Source organism: Clostridium vitabionis (genome assembly GCF_015351765.1).
In the GTDB taxonomy this organism is placed as follows: domain Bacteria; phylum Bacillota; class Clostridia; order Lachnospirales; family Lachnospiraceae; genus Clostridium_R; species Clostridium_R vitabionis.
In genome coordinates this window covers 147,176-164,832 of the sequence record NZ_JADKQA010000004.1, presented here as the reverse complement: position 1 = coordinate 164,832, position 17,657 = coordinate 147,176, and the positions used below count along the sequence as shown (strand labels likewise).

The window sequence follows — 17,657 nt, the reverse complement described above, 5'->3', positions numbered from 1 at the left end:
TCCGGGGATCTCACGGAATCAATCCATTCCATGAGGCCTCCGGAGGGAGGTTATTCTCTATTCTCTGTTCGTAAGATAGCCAACACACGGCCTTTTTGCGAACTGTCCTGTGCATACGGAATAATCACAGAATTCAGTGCGGTAAAGCCATCCTTTCAGGGCTGAGTTGTTAATCCAGCAGTTGCATGAGCTCTTCCTGGCTGATGCTGCCGCTGCCCACAGCCTCGCCGCTCATCACGTCATCCGCGAGCTTCCGCTTGGCTTCCTGCAGGTTCAGGATTTTCTCCTCAATACTCCCCTTGACGATCAGCTTGTAGACTGTCACCGTCCGTGTCTGCCCGATGCGGTGCGCCCGGTCCGTCGCCTGGTTCTGCGCGGCGAGGTTCCACCAGGGATCATAGTGGATCACAACGTCGGCGCCGGTCAGGTTGAGGCCGGTGCCGCCCGCCTTGAGGGAGATCAGGAAAACGGGAACATTTCCGCTGTTAAATTCTCCGACCAGGCGGATCCTCTCCTGCTTCGGCGTGACGCCGGTAATCTCGAAGTACTCGATCGCTTCCGCCTCGAGATCCTGCTTGAGCAGCGCCAGCATCGAGGTAAATGCGGAGAACAGCAGGATGCGGTGCCCGCCGTCGATAGCGCTCCGGATGAGATCGAGGCAAGCCTCGCGCTTCGCAGAGCCGCCCGTGTAGTTCTCATAGAGAAGCGAGGGATCGCAGCAGATTTCCCTGGCTTTTGTCAGCTCCGCCAGGACGCGTATCCTGTCTTTGGCGGAAGAAGTCCCGTCTTCGGGGTCCTGCCCGCCTTCGCCGCCCTCCCGGCGGCTCTTCTCCAGCATCTGCTTCATGCGGATCATCTGCGCGTCATACAGCCGCTTCTGCTCCCCGCCCATCCTGGAATAGCGGATCTCCTCCAGCTTGTCCGGCAGATCCTTCAGCACATCCTTCTTGCACCGGCGCAGAATAAACGGCCCGAGCATGCGGCTGAGCCGCTCCCTGGCCTCCTGGTCGTCATTTTTCACAATCGGATTTTCAAAAATCGACCGAAAAGTATCGTAGCCGTAGAGGAATCCCGGCATCAGATAGTCGAAGATACTCCACAGCTCGGAGAGCCGGTTCTCGATCGGCGTCCCGGTCAGCGCGAACCTGGTGCCGCTGTGGATGAGCTTGACTGCCTTCGCCGCGGCGGTGGTGTGGTTCTTGATATATTGGGCTTCGTCGATGATCTGATACCGGAAGGAAATGTCCTCGTACTCCGGAATATCGCGGCGGAGCAGGTCGTAGGACGTCACGAGGACATCCGCCTCGCTGGCCGGATCCGCCGCCGCGGCGAGGATCTCCTTCCGCTCCGCCTGCGTCCCGGTAACCAGGACCGTCCGGAGAGCCGGCGCAAACCGGTGAAGCTCCTCGCCCCAGTTGTAGACCAGGGAGGCCGGGCAGACGATCAGCGCAATCCGCTGCGCTGCGGACTGCTCTCCCCGCTCTTCCCGCTCTGCCTCGAGCACGGCGATCGCCTGCACCGTCTTTCCGAGCCCCATCTCGTCCGCCAGGATACCGCCAAAGCCGTACGCCGCGAGGGTCCTCAGCCAGCGGTAACCGGTGCCCTGGTATTTCCGGAGCACGTTCCTGAGTGTCTCCGGAACCGCGAAATCGGCATCGCTGATCGTCTTAAATTCCTTGATCAGGCGGCGGAAGCGGCTGTCCCTCTCGGCATAGATTTCCTCCGTATTTTCCAGCATCTTGTCCAGGTACAGGGTGCGGTACGCCGGAATGTTCATCTTGCCGCGGACAAATTCGCGGGGTGTGAGGTGGAGATCCTGCATGATCGCTTCCAGGCTTCCCAGGCTCTCATTGTCCAGGCGGACAAAGTCCCCGTTCTTCATCCGGTAAAACTTCTTCTTTTTCCGGTATGCCCCGAGAATCTCCGCCAGCTCGTCCGGCGTGTACTCATCGCTGGAGACCGTGAGGTGAAGCAGGCCGCTCTCCAGGCTCACGCCGACCGCGAATTTCGCCGGCCGTCTCACGGTGAGGCGGCGGAAGCTGTCGGTATAGTGCACCTCCCCTGCCGGGAGCAGCTTTTTGATCCCCTCCTCGAGGAGAAGATAAAGGCGGGCGTCATCCCCGCCGGTGGAGACCAGTGTGCCCTCCTCGGAAGGCAGGTTTTCAGGAAAATACCGGGCGAGCATCCTCTGCACCCTCTCCTCCCGCGGATTTCCCGTACGAAGCGGGCGCCTGTTCTCTCCGGACACTGCCTGGGCGAGGCAGACCGCCGCTGTCCGGCTGCCGTGCTCCCCGTCCGTATCCAGATAGAACGAAAACCTGGTCTCGGGCGGCAGAAAGGAGCGGATCCTGTCCTCGTCCTCGATCGTCACCCGGCAGCATTTTTCCAGGCTCGGCAGGATATCATACATGAAGGAGGCAAACATTTTCCTGCCTATCCAGAAATGCACCCTCTGGGAACCCAGCTGCCTGGCGAGATGGAGCAGCGGGGCAAGCGCACGGCTCCCTGCCGCCGACATCCGGTTGATGTATCTGCCGTCAAACCAGTAGCCGCAGTTTCTGCCCATACAGAGAGCAACGACATCGCTCTCCACCACAAGGCTCTCGAGTTCCTCGCCCTCCAGCTCCCCCGGCTTCACCAGCACTTCCGGCACCTGCTCCTTATCCCGGAAACCGACCGTCTCCGACACTGCGTCCGGAATACGGCTCGGGAGATATTTTCCTTTCGCCCAGTCAAAAAACCGATCCATGTTCTCCCCGATCAGGTTGATGCGATCCTTCTGATTGGAAAGCATGATCAGCTGGCCGCGCAGATCCTGCTCACGGATTTCGTCCCGCATGATCTCCCAGAGAGGGAGCGAATGTTTCGTGAAGCGGTTCTCCCCAAGGGAGAGAACCGTCTTTGTGCCGAATTTCATCGCCCGGTCCTGCTCCACATTCTCCACGAATTCCCGCACCGAGCGGATGCGGAACTTCTTCGCGCCGCCCACGCGGAAAGCGGCCTGCGGCACCGAACCCCTCTGGATGTCCACAATGTCCGGCGCGAGTTCCAGGAGTTCCTGGCGCGCCCCTCCGGTCAGCTCCAGCAGGAGATCCGACGGTTCGTCCTCCTCCTGCCCTCCGGCGTCCTCAACTTCATGGAAGAAGGAATACGCCTCCGGGTCGGTGGCGTCGCCGGGATTATGCTCCAGAATATGCCGTCCGACAAGCCACAGCAGCGCCGCCATGTGCGCGCAGACTTCGCCGGGGCGGGTTCCCGGCCGCCAGATTGACGGGCATTGGTATCGGGAACAGTCCATGCTGATAACCGCTTTCCGCCCGATGAGCGCGCTGACGTGGTATCCCCACTCGTTGTATCTCCGGCGCTCTGTCTGACTCGGCCTGCCTTCAGCGTCCACGCTTGCCACAATGGACCTCCGGCCATCCCTGTCGGTGTCCCGCAGAAGCCTGAACTGCCCCAGGGTGACTTCTCCCGACTCCGCGAGCCGGATCCCCGCCTCCCAGACATCCTGGTAAATGCCACTGCTCCGCACGATCGACGGAAAATCGAAATAGTGGTATTCATGAGAAAATTCTTCGGTCAGGCTCTCCATCTGGCTGTCGGTGAGCTTCTGCTTCCGGCCTTTTTTCTTCATCGCGCGCATGCTCTGCCCTGTCCCCGCGGCAGTTCTATCCCCCGCGTCCGGGGCGCTGTCCATCCCGGACGCGCCGCCGTTTCCGGACAGCCCGTTTTCCCTGGATGCGGGCTCCCGTGAGGCATTCCCTGACGAGCTTTCCGGCTGTCCGTCCCGGTCACCGCCGTCCAGCTTGTAGAGCAGGGCTGCCATGTGGCTGCAGAAATTCCCCTTTGCCGAATCCCAGCAGCTGCAGCCCACCTGGGTCAGCTGCCCTTTCCGGTTGAACAGCGCCTTTACCCGGTATCTGTCACCGTCCAGGACATCAGCGCTGTAGACATTGCCGTCCCGAACCAGGTTGATCACCTGGCCGTTCTGATACATCAGCCTGCCCTGCTTTTCGATTCTGGGGGCAAAAAGATAAGACCATTCCATGCGGCAGTTCCTTTCCAATGACGATTTAGGCAAAATACTGCAATCGTTCTATTATAACATGGATTTTCCCTTTTCCTCCTGTAACATTTTTTACGGATATGCTACAATAGCCCTGGCTGTCCGGGAACCCGCAGGTCAGGAAGATTCGCAAGAAGCCCCATCGCCTTTTGCGGGTATTCCTGACCTGTTCCGGACGGCCGTGAATATCCCGCAATATAGACTTGACCTGCGGCCGCCCGGCGGCCACCGACAGAAAGGGGAAACGTATGGAAAAAATTCCGAAAATCAAAGTCGGCGAAGAAGCCATCTTCGACGCCACCGTCCTGGGAGCGCCCCGGATGTTTATCCTCGGCCTGCAGCATCTCTTCGCGATGTTCGGGTCCACCGTCCTGGTTCCGCTGCTCACCGGCCTGAGCGTCTCCACCACGCTTCTCTTCGCCGGCCTCGGCACGCTGCTCTTTCATCTGATTTCCAAGAAAAAGGTGCCTGCGTTCCTCGGCTCTTCCTTCGCTTTCCTCGCCGGCTATATGGCGATCGCGCCGCACGGCGAGCCGGAGCTTCTCCCCTACGCCTGCTTCGGCGTGGCGGCGTCCGGCCTCGTCTACCTGGTCCTGGCGGCATTTTTCAAAACCTACGGTGCAAATCGGGTGATGCAGTTCTTCCCGCCGGTCGTCACCGGCCCGATCATCATCGCGATCGGCCTTACGCTGTCGAAATCCGCAGTAGAAAACTGTGAGACGAACTGGCCGATCGCCCTCGTCGCCATCATTATCGTGGTCGCCTGCAACATCTGGGGGCGGGGCATGGTGAAGATTATCCCGATCCTCCTCGGCGTCATCGGCTCCTATGTCGCAGCCGCCATCGCCGGGATCATCGATTTTACCCCGGTGATGGAAGCTCCCCTGTTCGGCCTGCCGGTGCACTACAGCCAGACGGTCTTCTCCATCTTCACCGGCGGAAATACGAACGTCCCCCTGCTGATCACCTCGCTCTTCACGATCGTCCCGATCTCCTTCGCGACGATGATGGAGCACATCGGCGATATCTCCGCCATCTCCTCGACGGTCGGCATCAACTTCATCCGTGACCCCGGCCTGCACCGCACGCTCTGCGGCGACGGCCTCGCCACCACCCTGGCATCGCTCTTCGGCGCGCCGGCGAACACGACCTATGGGGAAAATACCGGCGTCCTCACGCTGACCCGGGTCTATGACCCCCGCGTCATCCGCCTCGCCGCGGTGTTCGCTATCATCCTCTCCTTCTGCCCGAAATTCGCCGCAATCATTGAGGTGATGCCCGGGGCAACCATCGGCGGAATCTCCCTGGTTCTCTACGGCATGATTTCCGCCGTCGGCATCCGAAACGTCGTGGAGACACATGTGGATTTCTCCCAAAGCCGCAATGTCATCGTCGCCGCCCTGATCCTGGTACTGACCATCGGCATCACCTACTCCACGAAGGGCTCTGTCGGCTTCACCGCCGGCAATGTCACCATCAGCTTCTCCGGCCTCGCCACCGGATCCCTAGTCGGCATTCTGATGAACGCGATCCTGCCCGGAAAGAATTATAAGTTCGAGAACGATGAGCCGAACCAGACCGGCGTCGACCTGGAAATCTCCCAGGGAAAGAGCCTGCGCTGACCGTAAGTACAGAAATAGGCTGCTGCCACTCCCCACGAAAAGGGAATGACAGCAGCCCTTTTTCTACTCTCCGGGGCATTTCCGGCTCCCGGGGCTTCCCGTGTGCCGCGAACCGCCGCTCTGCTTGATTATTCCTGCCCGGGCTCCGGCTGCCGCCTGCTTCGGATCCTGATCCCGTTGACCTCCACATCGTCCGACACCGGAATCAGGAAATACTCGATGCCGTCAATGACCCGCGTCTCCACGATCGGCGCCATCTCCGCCTTCACGCTGAGCTTCATGCCGTTCGTCTTCACCTCAAGGCGGGAGGTATCGGTCACATTTTCCGCGAGGAGCGCCGTCCCGTCCTCCACATTCTCGTCATAGACTGTCTCAAATTTCTTCATTGTGTCCGCATCCGCCCCGCTGTCCTCGAGAAGCTTCCGCATGTCCGCCTTGTCCAGGACGGCCGGCTCCGGGCTGTCCTTCGCGGCCTCAACCATTTCCCCGACCGCCTCATTGATCTCCTTCACCTGCGCAAACCCGCAGTCACGCCCGAGCGTCTCCTCGATCACCCGGCGGAACACACTTCTCTGCGCCTCCTCATCCGGCGGCAGCTCCGTGCCGAGAAAATCCCGCACCAGCTCCTCATGGCGCTCATCCGCCTTCCGGGAATAGTAGAGGGCCGCATGGATATCCCCGGCCCGGTCATTGAACGCCGGGAACAGGAAGCCGAGCAGCGGCCTGTCCACCCCGAGATCCTGCGGCCGCGCGACAAAGGTCTTGGCCGCCGCGTCGCAGCAGAGGCCTTCCTTGGTCAGCGTGATGGGACAGATGGCGCAGGCTGTGAATTCATAAATATACTCGGAAGCGTCCTCCATCTCGAGGTTGTCTGAGGTGCGCCCGGGAACGTCATAGACGCCGTGGGCGGCGAGAATGAGGTATTTGCCCTGAATCTGCAGCTTCTCGACCAGCTTCCGGTAGAATTCGTCCAGCAGCGTTTCATCCATGAGGCCGCTCCGGTTCAGCCGGTACAGAAATTCCTGCCTTCCGCCCTCCTGTTCCTCCTCCGAGGGAAATTCCAGGTTGAAGAGCGTCCGCCCGAAGCGCCCCGACATGGCTTTCTTGAAGAGATCGCTGTACTTGACAAATTCCTCGTCCGGCAGGGCAAGGAAGTTCTCCTTCATCTCAAACACCCGCTGCTTATTCTCATCCACAAAGCAGCCCCGCAGCTTGTCGATGCGGCAGTCGTTCTTATTAAACAGCTTGCGGATTTCATTGACCGCTTTTCTATCCATAATAAATGATGATCCCCTTTCTTTTTTCTATCCCCGCATCCGAAGTTTTGCGCCGCCTTAGGCATCCTTATGCGCACTCTCCGGAAGCGCGAACTGCGCCTGGTATCCGAGGAAGAGCGTGTGGTAAGCACTTCCTTCCCTGTCGGCAAATTCCTTGTACCCATGCTGGCCGATGCTGCCATTTTTCATCTGCATCACGGTGATCGCGATATTGCTGCAATGGTCCGCGATCCGCTTCATATCGCTGGTGATATCCTGCAGGACAAACCCCATCTCCACCGTGCAGCGGCCTTCCGCGAGGCGCTGCATATGCCGGTCGTTGATCTTTTCGCTCAGCAGGTCGATCACCTCCGCGAGCGGCTCCACGCGGCTTGCCTGTTCGGTGTCGTCCGCGATGAAGGAGGCCGCCGTGAGCGAGAGAATTTCCCGGATGGCGCCGTCGAGGATCCCCAGATCCCCCTCGGCATCCTGCGAGAAGGCCTGCCCCTTCCGGTGCATCTTCTGGGCGGCGACGGCGACATTCAGTGCGTGGTCCGTGATCCGCTCGAAATCGCCGATGCAGTGCTGAAGCTCTGAGGCCTTGAGGGAATCCCGCCGGGGGAGGTCATGCGTCATAATCTTCGTCAGGTAGGCGGTCAGCTCGTCCTCGTAGCTGTCCACCCGCGATTCCAGGGTGTAGACCTGGTTGACCTCATCCTCACTGTAGCTGCGCACAACGGCAAATGCCTGGCTGTAGGTCTGTCTCGCGAGGGTGGCCATGCGCTCGGTCGCGGACGCGCTCTGCCTGAGGGCAAATGCGGGCTGCTCGAGGAAACGCGGGTCGAGATCCCCGAGCTCCTCCGGCCTCCCCTTTTCCGCGCTCTTCCCCGCTTCGTGATCCCGCACGGAGAGCGTCGCCAGCTTCACCAGAAGATCAGAGAACGGCAGGAGGACAAGCGTCGCGCAGATATTGAACGTCGAGTGGACAATGGCGATCCCCGCCGGCCCCGCCGCCGTATTCAGGAAAGAAAACGGGTGAACCAGGTTGATCAGATAAAAGACTGCCATGAAGAGGAGCGTGCCGATCACATTGAAATACAGGTGGATAAAAGCTGCCCGCTTCGCGTTGATCTTCGCCCCGATCGAGGAGAGGAGCGCCGTGACGCAGGTACCGATGTTCTGTCCCATGATGATCGGGATTGCCGCCGCGTAGGGCACCGCCCCGGTCATGCACAGCGCCTGGAGAATGCCAACGGACGCGGATGAGCTCTGGATAATTGCGGTTAGCCCGACACCAACCAGCATGCCGAGAAGCGGGTTCGAAAATGCGACAAACAGCCGGGTAAATGCCGGTACGTCCTCCAGCGGGGCAACCGAATCGCTCATCGCCTCCATGCCGAACATGAGGACGGCAAAGCCGATCAGGATCGTGCCGACTGTCTGCTTTTTGTCGGATTTCGCGGTCATGATCAGGATCACGCCGATCATCGCGAGCACCGGGGAGAAGGACTGCGGTTTCAGGAGCGAGAGGAACACATTGCTGCCGCTGATCCCGGCCAGGCTGAGAATCCAGCTGGTCACGGTCGTTCCGATATTGGCGCCCATGATAACGCCGACCGCCTGCTGGAGCTTCATCAGGCCGGAATTGACGAAGCCGACCACCATGACCGTTGTCGCCGACGAGGACTGGATAACCGCGGTGACCCCGAGGCCGAGCAGGATACCCATGTACTTGTTGCTCGTAAGCCTGGAGAGGATCGACTCCATCCGCCCTCCGGAAAGCCTGGTCAGCCCGTCGCCGAGGACATGCATGCCATAGAGAAATAAAGCAAGTCCGCCGATCAGTGACAGAATATTTTCTATACCCATATTTTCCTCCTGACGCCGGTGGGGCACTTCCCCGCCAAAAACGCAATATTTTGATTGTACTATATTTCCGGAAGGATGAAAACGGCTTCCGCGGGGAGATTTTCCCGGCGCAGCCCCGATCGCTGCTGATCTTTCCCCAGCTGTTAATCATCCGCGCCGAGTTATTGTGCTTGTTAAGAATTATCCTTTTATTATTTTGCTTGTTAAATTATATCGATATATTATCCGGTAATATCAGCTTATCATCCGTTATTATTTTATCATTTATGCTATTTTATTAACTTTTATTGACAATTTCTGGGTGCTATGTTCTAATAAAAATACAATATGCGTCACTGTTCAGCCCCTGCGGGGGAGAACCCGCAAACCGGCCGCACGCGGACGGCTTTTCGCGTTCTCCCCCGCAGGTGCCCAGGATAAACGATTTTCCCCGAAGGAATGACCTGCCGCACGGGGGACGGCAGATCCTTTTTTCGACGGAATAGAGCAAGGAGGTACGCGATGAGTGAACACGTAAAGCTTCAGGAAAAATATGGACTGTACATCAACGGAGAATTCCGCGACGCGTCTGACGGCGGCACCTTCAAGAGCTATTGCCCGGCGGACGGCGAATACCTGGCCACCTGCGCGGCGGCGACGAAGGAAGATGTGGATGAGGCGGTAAAGGGCGCCTGGGCGGCGTTCAAGACCTGGAAGAAGACCACGCCGAAACAGCGGGCGGCGATTCTCCGGGAGGTCGCGGATGTTCTTGAGAAGAACAAGGACTATCTCGCCATGGTGGAATCCATGGACAACGGCAAACCGATCCGCGAGACCCTGAATATCGATATTCCGCTCTCCATCGACCATTTCCGCTACTTTGTTTGCCAGCTGCATTGAGGCGGAGGAGGGATCCGCGACCGTGATTGACGAGAAATATCTCTCCATCATCCTCCGGGAGCCCATCGGCGTCGTCGGACAGATTGTCCCGTGGAACTTCCCGTTCTGCATGGCGGCCTGGAAGCTGGCCCCGGTGCTGGCTGCCGGCGACTGCACCGTATTCAAGCCGTCGAGCGCGACCTCGCTCTCGGTTCTTGAGTTCGCGAGGATGACGAAGGAGATCATCCCGGCCGGCGTATTCCAGGTGATCACCGGCAGCGGCGGCAAGGCAGGCCAGTATCTCCTTGACCATCCGGACATCCGCAAGCTTGCCTTCACCGGCTCAACCGAGGTGGGCTACAGCGTAGCCGAGGCGGCCGCGAAGAAGCTGATCCCGGCGACCCTCGAGCTCGGCGGAAAATCGGCGAATATCTTCTTCGACGACTGCAACTGGGAGAAAGCGATGGATGGCCTGCAGCTCGGCATCCTGTTCAACCAGGGCCAGGTATGCTGCGCCGGATCGAGAGTCTTCGTCCAGGATACCATCTACGATAAATTTATCGCGGAGGCAGTAAAACGGTTTCATCAAGTCAAAGTCGGCATGCCGTGGGATCCGGCGACCCAGATGGGCAGCCAGATCAACGAAGGGCAGCTGAAAAAGATTCTCGGCTACATCGAGATTGGCAAGGCTGAGGGCGCAAAAGTAGCCTGCGGCGGCGAGCGGGCGGCCGAGGGCGATCTCGCGAAGGGCGCCTTCATGAAGCCGACCCTGCTTGTGGACTGCAACAACCGGATGCGCGTCGCGCAGGAGGAGATCTTCGGCCCGGTTGCCGTTGTCATCAAGTTCCATGATGAGGACGAGGTCATCGCGATGGCCAATGATTCCGAGTACGGCCTCGGCGGCGCGGTCTGGACGCAGGACATCAACCGCGCGTTCCGTGTAGCCAGGGCTGTGGAGACCGGCCGCATGTGGGTCAACACCTACAACCAGCTTCCGGAGAAGGCCCCGTTCGGCGGTTACAAGAAGTCCGGCATCGGCCGCGAGACACACAAGATGATTCTGGACAATTACACGCAGAAGAAGAATATTTTCATCGACCTGACCGATGCTCCGTCGGGATTCTATCCGACCACCTGACGGCCATATTCCCAAAGCGTAAGTGCTCTGCTGAAATCGAAGGCCCCCTCCGGGAAATTCCTCCCGGAAGGGGCCTTCTCTATCCTGCCGTCGTTTTCTTATGCCTTGGTTTTGTCTTCATCGGATGTCCGCTTCCCACCCGCGCTCAGTACCTCGTCCGCTGGGTCTCGGTATAGCGCCGGATCGTCGCCTCGCTGAGTGCCGGCGCGGTAGAGACGAAATAGCTTCTCGTCCACAGGGACGGCATCTGCGAGAGCTCGGGGAAGGTGTCCCGGAGCAGGTGCGTCGTCGCGCCCTTGATGATCCGCATGATTTCGGGAACGCTCAGCTGCGGCGGCGCGCTGACATACAGATGTGCGTGATCGGAATTGCATTTCATGTCCAGAATTTCAATGTGGTTTTTCCGGCATGCCTCCCCGGTCGCCTTGCGGAAGCACTCCGCGACGCCCGGGATGTCAAAGATTCTGCGGCGGTAGCGCGGACAGAAGACAAAATGGTATCGGAGCATGGAGACCGTTGTGTCCGTGGTTCGGTAAACCGTCTTCATGCGCGGCTAAAATCCCACCACGGCGTCGTCCCCAATGTTTCCGGCCTTCCGCCTTGCCTCAAACCCGCTCACTGGAATGCGGCCCAGAGCACGGTCAAACACCCTTTTCACATTCGCCTTGCAGGTTTTATAGCTTTCCCCGGGCTTCGCCTCGTAAATCCGCTCGCCATCGATGAACATCGCCGGAACATAATAGTAATCAAACTTCGCCGCCACATCCGGGCGGCGGGTCTCCTCCACGTACCACAGCTCTACCCTGGCATACTCCGGATCCTCTGAACGGAGCTCTCGGATTGCCTGTGTCGCCTGTGCACAGTACGGGCAGGATTCCAGATAAAACATTGTAATCCTCTGCATAAGGAAATCTCCTTTCCCCCTCACCGCCGGGCGATAAACTGCCCCGCGGATCTCAAAATCCATATTTCTTGTTCCTTCCGGGAAAATACTGCTGCGACAGGTTCTGTCTCGATTTCAGAACTTCCTGAGCGAACACGCGCCGGTAACCCTGGTGTCACCCAACGAAGCGGATCAAAGATGTAAAGCCGGGAAATCAAGTAGTCTTTAAAACCACATTGAATCAGTATTTAGTGTCTGCTCAATAGCGTAGAATGCAATATTTACTGACAATAACGGCGGATTGCGGTATAATAAGTGCAAAGATTTTTGCAATTTCTCCTAATTTCTTTGCACTTATTGATATATCCGAGGCAGTCCGCCATGTACAAAAAACCGTCCGAGCACCAGATTTCGATTTTTGATTTCAACCAGAGCTGTGGAACACCGCTGGATGAAAACAATGAATGGGTCCGGCTTGCAAATGCCATCGACTGGACAAGCCTGGAAAAAGTGTACGCTTCTCTCTTTCCCTCACACGAAGGACGGCAGGCCTTTCCTCTGCGTGTTGCTCTCGGTGCTCTGATCATTCAGAAACGTGAGGGGCTTTCTGACCGCAGGCTGGTTAAGGAAGTCGCCCAAAACCCGTATTACCAGTACTTCATTGGTATGGACCGGTTTTCGGACACCTGCCCGTTCAAGCCGACAGTTCTCGTGTATTTTCGCCGCAGGCTGGATTCCCGTTTTCTGATGATGGCGAATGAAGAATACCTTGCTGCAGGCGCTGCCACGCCGGAACATGCCGGCGATAAACCGGAAAAATCCGCCGACGGGGAGAACGTGGGGACTTTCATTCTGGATGCCACCTGTTCTCCGTCCAACATCAAGTATCCTCAGGACTTTGTGCTTCTCAATGATGCCAGGGAGAAGCTCGAAGAGATGATTGACTATTTCCATCACCAGTATCATCCATGGACGAAGCCCAGAACATACCGGAGGCGCGCAAGAAAAGAATATCTTGCCATGGCGAAAGCCAAAAAACGCCCGACGAAGAAGCTCCGGAGCCTGATCCGTAAGCAGCTTGGCTGCCTGAATCGCGATCTGCGGTATCTGGAGGCATACATGACAGAAGGCTATGCCCTGCCACAGAAGTATATTGACTGCTATCTGACCGTCCAGAAGCTGTACGAACAGCAGAAGTACATGTTTGATAACAACACTCACAGAGTGGATGACCGGATTGTGAGCATCAGCCAGCCGTATATCCGTCCCATCGTGCGCGGCAAAGCCAAGTCTCCCGTGGAGTTTGGCGCCAAGTATGATGTCAGCATTGACGAAAAGGGCCACGCCCGCCTGGAGAAGCTCCAGTTTGATCCTTACAATGAGAGCTCTGTCCTGCAGGATGCGGTAGAACGTTATAAGGAACGCACCGGGCATTATCCGGTACGGGTTCTTGTTGACCAGATCTACAGGACAAGGGCGAACCGTGCTTACTGTAAAGAGCACGGCATCCGCATCTCCGGCCCGAGACTGGGGCGTCCCGCAGCCGATCATAAGGCTAACCGGGAGGAGTATAAAGACAACACTGACCGGATCGAGGTAGAGCGCTTCTTCAGCAGGGAGAAGCGTTGTAACGGCGCTGGTCTCATTATGACCAGACTGGCTGAAACAACACTGGCATCTATCGCATTATCAGTCTATGTCACCAACCTCTTCGCAATTCCTACAGGGAATCTTTTTGTGCTTTATTTTGCGGACTGCGGATACGGGCCGGAAACAGCGCAGTTCATCGAAATGGACGATGCAACGTGAGCAATTCGCCAGAATTCCGGGCTGCACTGTACGGTTGGCAGCCGTCCAGATACCTTTGCAGTTTGCTAAAATTGGACCCAATGTTGAGCAGACACTATTTATATCATACCACAACCTTTCCAAAATTTGTATGAATTTTTTGATATAAACGAATTTCATCTCAACATTGTCAAACTTAAATTTATTTTGTCATATACGCCCTCGCAATTCGCTGTATTTTCACAGATTTCTGCCATCTTATCATTTTTCCGCCAGCCCGGAAACGACAAAAGGTCCGGCGGAAGCTTCCCGCCGAACCATAAATTTCCGTCAATACCTGCCCGCTGCCCTGGAATTGTACGATTTTTCACATTTGATGCAGCAAATTCACCATCTCAATGGCACTGAGGGCGCAGTCATAGCCCTTATTGCCGACATGGCTGCCTGCCCGGGCGATGGCCTGCTCGATGTTCTCCGTGGTGACGATCCCGAACATCGTGGGCACCCCGGTCGCCAGGCCGACCTGGGCAATGCCCTTGGAGACCTCATTGCAGACGTAATCGTAGTGGGTCGTCTCGCCGCGGATGACGCAGCCGAGACAGATGACCGCGTCATAGACCCCGGACTTCGCCATCCGGAGAGCCGCCGTCGGAATCTCGAACGCGCCGGGCACCCACGCCGCCGTGATATTCCGCTCGTCCACGCCGTGGCGGGTCAGGCCGTCCACCGCACCGCCGAGAAGCTTGTTCGTGATGATCTCGTTGAACCGGGATACCACGATCCCGATCTTCACCCCCTCCGGGGCAACCACTTTTCCTTCCAGCACATGAATTTCTTTCATCTTCTTCTCCTCTCTGCTGCTCACCGGATCTCATTCAGGATGTGTCCCATCTTCGTCTTCTTCGTCCGGAGATACCGGTAATCGAATTTCTGCGGCGGGATCTCAATCGGCACCCGGTCTGTGATCGTAAGGCCGAACCCGCTGAGCTGGTAAATCTTGTCCGGGTTGTTGGTCAGAAGGCGCAGGGATTTCGCGCCGAGATCCCGGAGGATCTGCGCGCCGACCCAGTACTCCCGGAGATCCGGAGCAAAACCGAGCTTGACATTCGCCTCCACGGTGTCATAGCCCTGCTCCTGGAGGGCATAGGCCTTGATCTTGTTGATCAGTCCGATGCCGCGGCCCTCCTGCCGCATATAGAGGACGATCCCCCGCCCCTCCTTCTCGATCATCTCCATGGAGGTTCTGAGCTGGAGGCCGCAGTCACAGCGGAGTGAGCCGAAGGTGTCGCCGGTCAGACATTCGGAATGGACACGGCAGAGGACATTTTCCCCGTCCCCGATCTCCCCCTTGACGAGAGCCACATGGTGCTCGCCGGTAATGTCATTGATGTATCCGTACATCTGGAAATCGCCGTAGCGGGTGGGAAGATGGGCCTCCGCCTCCCGGATGACGTGTTTTTCATGGATGCGGCAGTAATTCTGCAGCTCCCGGATCGTGATGAAGGTGAGGCCATAGCGGTCCGCGATCTCCCACAGCTTCGGCGTCCGCATCATCGTGCCGTCCTCATCCATCACCTCACAGCACACCCCGCATTCCGTGAGCCCCGCCAGGCGGAGCAGGTCAACGGTGGCCTCCGTGTGGCCGCTGCGGACGAGAACCCCGCCGTAGCGGGCGACCAGCGGAAAGGTGTGCCCCGGCCGGCGCAGGTCTTGCGGCTTTGTCGCCGGATCCGCGCATTTCCGGATCGTGTATCCCCTCTCCTTCGCGGAGATTCCCGTGGTCGTGTCGACATGGTCCACGGAGACGGTAAATGCGGTCTCATGGTTGTCGGTGTTCTCGCTGACCATCGGCGGAAGGCCGAGCCGGGCGGCGACTTTCGCGCTCATCGGCGTGCAGATCAGCCCCTTCCCAAGGGATGCCATAAAATTGATATTTTCCTGTGTGGCGAATTCCGCCGCGCAGATCATGTCTCCCTCATTCTCCCTGTCCGGGTCATCTGTGCAGAGGATAATTTTGCCTGCCCGGAGATCCTCCAGTGCCTTCTCAATCGGCGCATATTCATGCTTCTGTTCAGCCATCGTGTTCGCTCCTTCCTTATCCAGCGGATCAGAATCCCATGTTCCGCAAGGTCTCCATCGTCAGTCCCCCCTGCCGCGGGGAATTTCCCGCAATGCCGGGCTTTTCTTCCCAGGATGTCCTCCCCGTCCCGCCGGGCTTTTCTTCACCGGATGCCCTTCCGGTTCCGGCTGGCTTTTCCGCCCCCGGCGGCCAGCCGAGAAGGCGCTCGACATAGCGCCCGACCATATCATTTTCCAGGTTGACCGCATCCCCGGGCTTTTTGGAGAGCAGGGTGGTCTCCTGCCCGGTGTGGGGAATGACAGACACCCGGAAGCTGTCCCTTCCGACATCCGCCACCGTGAGGCTGATGCCGTCGATCGCGACGGATCCCTTCTCCACCACCAGGCGGAGGATCCGGGGCGGGGCGGCGATCTCCACCCAGACCGCATTTTCCTCCCGCCGCAGGGAGCGGATAACCCCGGTCCCGTCGATGTGGCCGGAGACGAGATGACCGCCGAAACGGCCGTCCGCTGCCATCGCCCGCTCCAGGTTTACACGGCTCCCCGCCCGGAGGCTGCCGAGGCTGCTGCGCCGGCATGTCTCCGCCATGATGTCCGCGGTGAATTCCGCGTCCCCCATGGCCACCACGGTCAGGCAGACGCCGTTCACGGCGATGCTGTCGCCGATCCGGGTTCCCTCGAGCACCCGGCGCGCCCCGACGGTGATCTTCCCGGAACTCCCCCTGAGCGCCAGGGAGCGGATGATCCCGACCTCCTCAATGATTCCCGTGAACATCGCGCACCTCCCTCCGGACGCCACCTTTTCTTACCAGATAACGGATAAGCAGGTCCTCCCCGATCTGCTCGACCTCCCGGAGTTCCAGGAGAAGCGCCTCCGACGGATCGGAGACCCCGATGCCCTCGACCGGGGTTTTCGCCGTCCCGCCGAAAATCTTCGGCGCCACAAAAGCATCGATCTCATCCACGATCCCGGAGGTAAGCGCGCTCTCGTTCAGCGTGCCCCCGCCCTCCAGCAGGATGCTGTCGATGCCGCGGCGGCCGAGAAGCCGCAGGAGAACCGGGAGGTCAACGCCCATGGAACGGCAGGCATCTGTATTTTTCCCGTCGGGATTGCCGGAAAATGTCCCGAGCACCACATCCCGGTCGGCGCTCCGCCGGCGGAGATTGCCCGGCAGCGGGCAGGGAAGAACCTCGACGCCCATTTCCCGGAGATCCGCCGCCCTGTCCGCGAGCACCGGATCTGTCTCCGGATCCGCGCCGCAGACGTCGATCGTGCGGTATTCCTTCGCGGTCTGCGCGATCCGGCTCTTGAGCGGGAGGCGCAGATTCGTGTCACAGAGGATCCGGACCGGGCTCTTTTGGCCCGGCAGGCGGCAGTTCAGCATCGGGTCGTCGGCGAGGACGGTTCCGATGCCCGCCATGATCCCCATGGAGGCGTGGCGCATCTCCTGCACCCGCTGCCTGGCCATCTCCCCGGTGATCCAGCGCGAGGCGCCGGTCTTCGCGGCAATCTTGCCGTCGGCGGTCATCGCGTACTTCATGCGGACATAGGGAAGCCCTGTCGTGATAAAGTGGAAGAAGACCGGATTCAGCCGGTCGCACTCCTCCCGAAGGAAATCCTCCGTGACCTCCACACCATGTTCCCGGAGGATCCGGACACCCTTCCCGGACACCAGCGGATTGGGATCACGGGATCCCACGAAGACCCTGGAGATCCCGCTCTCCAGGATGGCGTCCGTGCACGGCGGCTGCTTCCCGTGATGGCAGCAGGGCTCCAGCGTCACATAGAGCACCGCCCCCTCCGGGGAAATGCCGCAGCTCCGGAGGGCGTTCCTCTCCGCGTGCAGGCCGCCGTACCGCTCATGATATCCCTCGCCGATAATGACGCCGTCCTTCACGAGGACAGCGCCGACCATCGGGTTCGGATGGCACCAGCCCTCACCGCGGCGCGCCAGCACAATGGCCCGCCGCATATACTCGGCATCCGAAGAAAGATGCCGCCCGATCATCGAATCTTCCATTTGTCCCCCTTTCCGCGCCGGGCGCACAAAAATAGAGCCCTGATCTCATGATCAGGGCTCTGCACAGACTATTCCAA

At 58.8% G+C, this 17,657-nt stretch carries 11 protein-coding genes and 1 pseudogene; 3 read left to right on the top strand and 9 right to left on the bottom strand.

Translation table 11 applies throughout. The features are described from left to right. Positions 1-169: 169 nt before the first annotated feature. On the bottom strand, positions 170-4,048 hold the full coding sequence (locus tag ISF27_RS09190) for a DEAD/DEAH box helicase (RefSeq protein WP_194611200.1): 3,879 nt from the start codon (positions 4,046-4,048) through the stop codon (positions 170-172). A 266-nt stretch (positions 4,049-4,314) separates the two neighbouring features. Here ISF27_RS09190 and ISF27_RS09185 point away from each other — a divergent pair, with 266 nt between their 5' ends. Then, a complete protein-coding gene (locus ISF27_RS09185; protein WP_194611199.1) occupies positions 4,315-5,688 on the top strand; it encodes a uracil-xanthine permease family protein in 1,374 nt (457 codons plus the stop codon). Between the two features lie 128 nt (positions 5,689-5,816). Here ISF27_RS09185 and ISF27_RS09180 read toward each other — a convergent pair whose 3' ends face one another. Then, on the bottom strand, positions 5,817-6,965 hold the full coding sequence (locus ISF27_RS09180) for a DUF4317 domain-containing protein (RefSeq protein WP_194611198.1): 1,149 nt from the start codon (positions 6,963-6,965) through the stop codon (positions 5,817-5,819). Between the two features lie 57 nt (positions 6,966-7,022). Then, positions 7,023-8,813, bottom strand: coding sequence for a Na/Pi cotransporter family protein (locus ISF27_RS09175; RefSeq protein WP_194611197.1), 1,791 nt, complete (start codon positions 8,811-8,813; stop codon positions 7,023-7,025). Between the two features lie 501 nt (positions 8,814-9,314). Between ISF27_RS09175 and ISF27_RS09170 the strand changes: the two are divergent. After that, positions 9,315-10,809: pseudogene (locus ISF27_RS09170) on the top strand (aldehyde dehydrogenase family protein). 145 nt (positions 10,810-10,954) lie between these two features. Here ISF27_RS09170 and tnpA read toward each other — a convergent pair. Further along, positions 10,955-11,356: an IS200/IS605 family transposase gene (tnpA, locus tag ISF27_RS09165; protein ID WP_194611196.1), complete on the bottom strand. Its 402-nt coding sequence runs from the start codon at positions 11,354-11,356 to the stop codon at positions 10,955-10,957. A gap of 6 nt (positions 11,357-11,362) precedes the next feature. Continuing rightward, entirely contained in the window at positions 11,363-11,713 is a 351-nt protein-coding gene (locus ISF27_RS09160; RefSeq protein WP_207727424.1) for a glutaredoxin family protein, read from the bottom strand. A 360-nt stretch (positions 11,714-12,073) separates the two neighbouring features. On the opposite strand from ISF27_RS09160, the gene ISF27_RS09155 reads away from it, so the two are divergent. Continuing rightward, positions 12,074-13,501, top strand: a complete 1,428-nt coding sequence (locus ISF27_RS09155; protein WP_194608004.1) for an IS5 family transposase — start codon at positions 12,074-12,076, stop codon at positions 13,499-13,501. Positions 13,502-13,847: 346 nt separating this feature from the next. On the opposite strand, the gene ribH is transcribed toward ISF27_RS09155, so the two are convergent. From ribH to ribD, 4 genes are read right to left on the bottom strand one after another with little or no spacing between them, the layout of a single operon-like run. Beyond that, positions 13,848-14,312, bottom strand: coding sequence for a 6,7-dimethyl-8-ribityllumazine synthase (gene ribH, locus ISF27_RS09150; protein WP_456236839.1), 465 nt, complete (start codon positions 14,310-14,312; stop codon positions 13,848-13,850). A gap of 29 nt (positions 14,313-14,341) precedes the next feature. Continuing rightward, complete coding sequence (locus ISF27_RS09145) at positions 14,342-15,559, bottom strand: bifunctional 3,4-dihydroxy-2-butanone-4-phosphate synthase/GTP cyclohydrolase II (RefSeq protein WP_194611194.1); 1,218 nt, start codon at positions 15,557-15,559, stop codon at positions 14,342-14,344. A gap of 28 nt (positions 15,560-15,587) precedes the next feature. Beyond that, the gene (locus tag ISF27_RS09140; protein ID WP_194611193.1) at positions 15,588-16,334 is read right to left on the bottom strand and encodes a riboflavin synthase; all 747 of its coding nucleotides are present in this window, start codon (positions 16,332-16,334) and stop codon (positions 15,588-15,590) included. Beyond that, entirely contained in the window at positions 16,315-17,580 is a 1,266-nt protein-coding gene (ribD, locus tag ISF27_RS09135) for a bifunctional diaminohydroxyphosphoribosylaminopyrimidine deaminase/5-amino-6-(5-phosphoribosylamino)uracil reductase RibD (protein WP_235986211.1), read from the bottom strand. Before ribD ends, ISF27_RS09140 begins: the two co-directional genes overlap by 20 nt. Positions 17,581-17,657 lie beyond the last annotated feature (77 nt).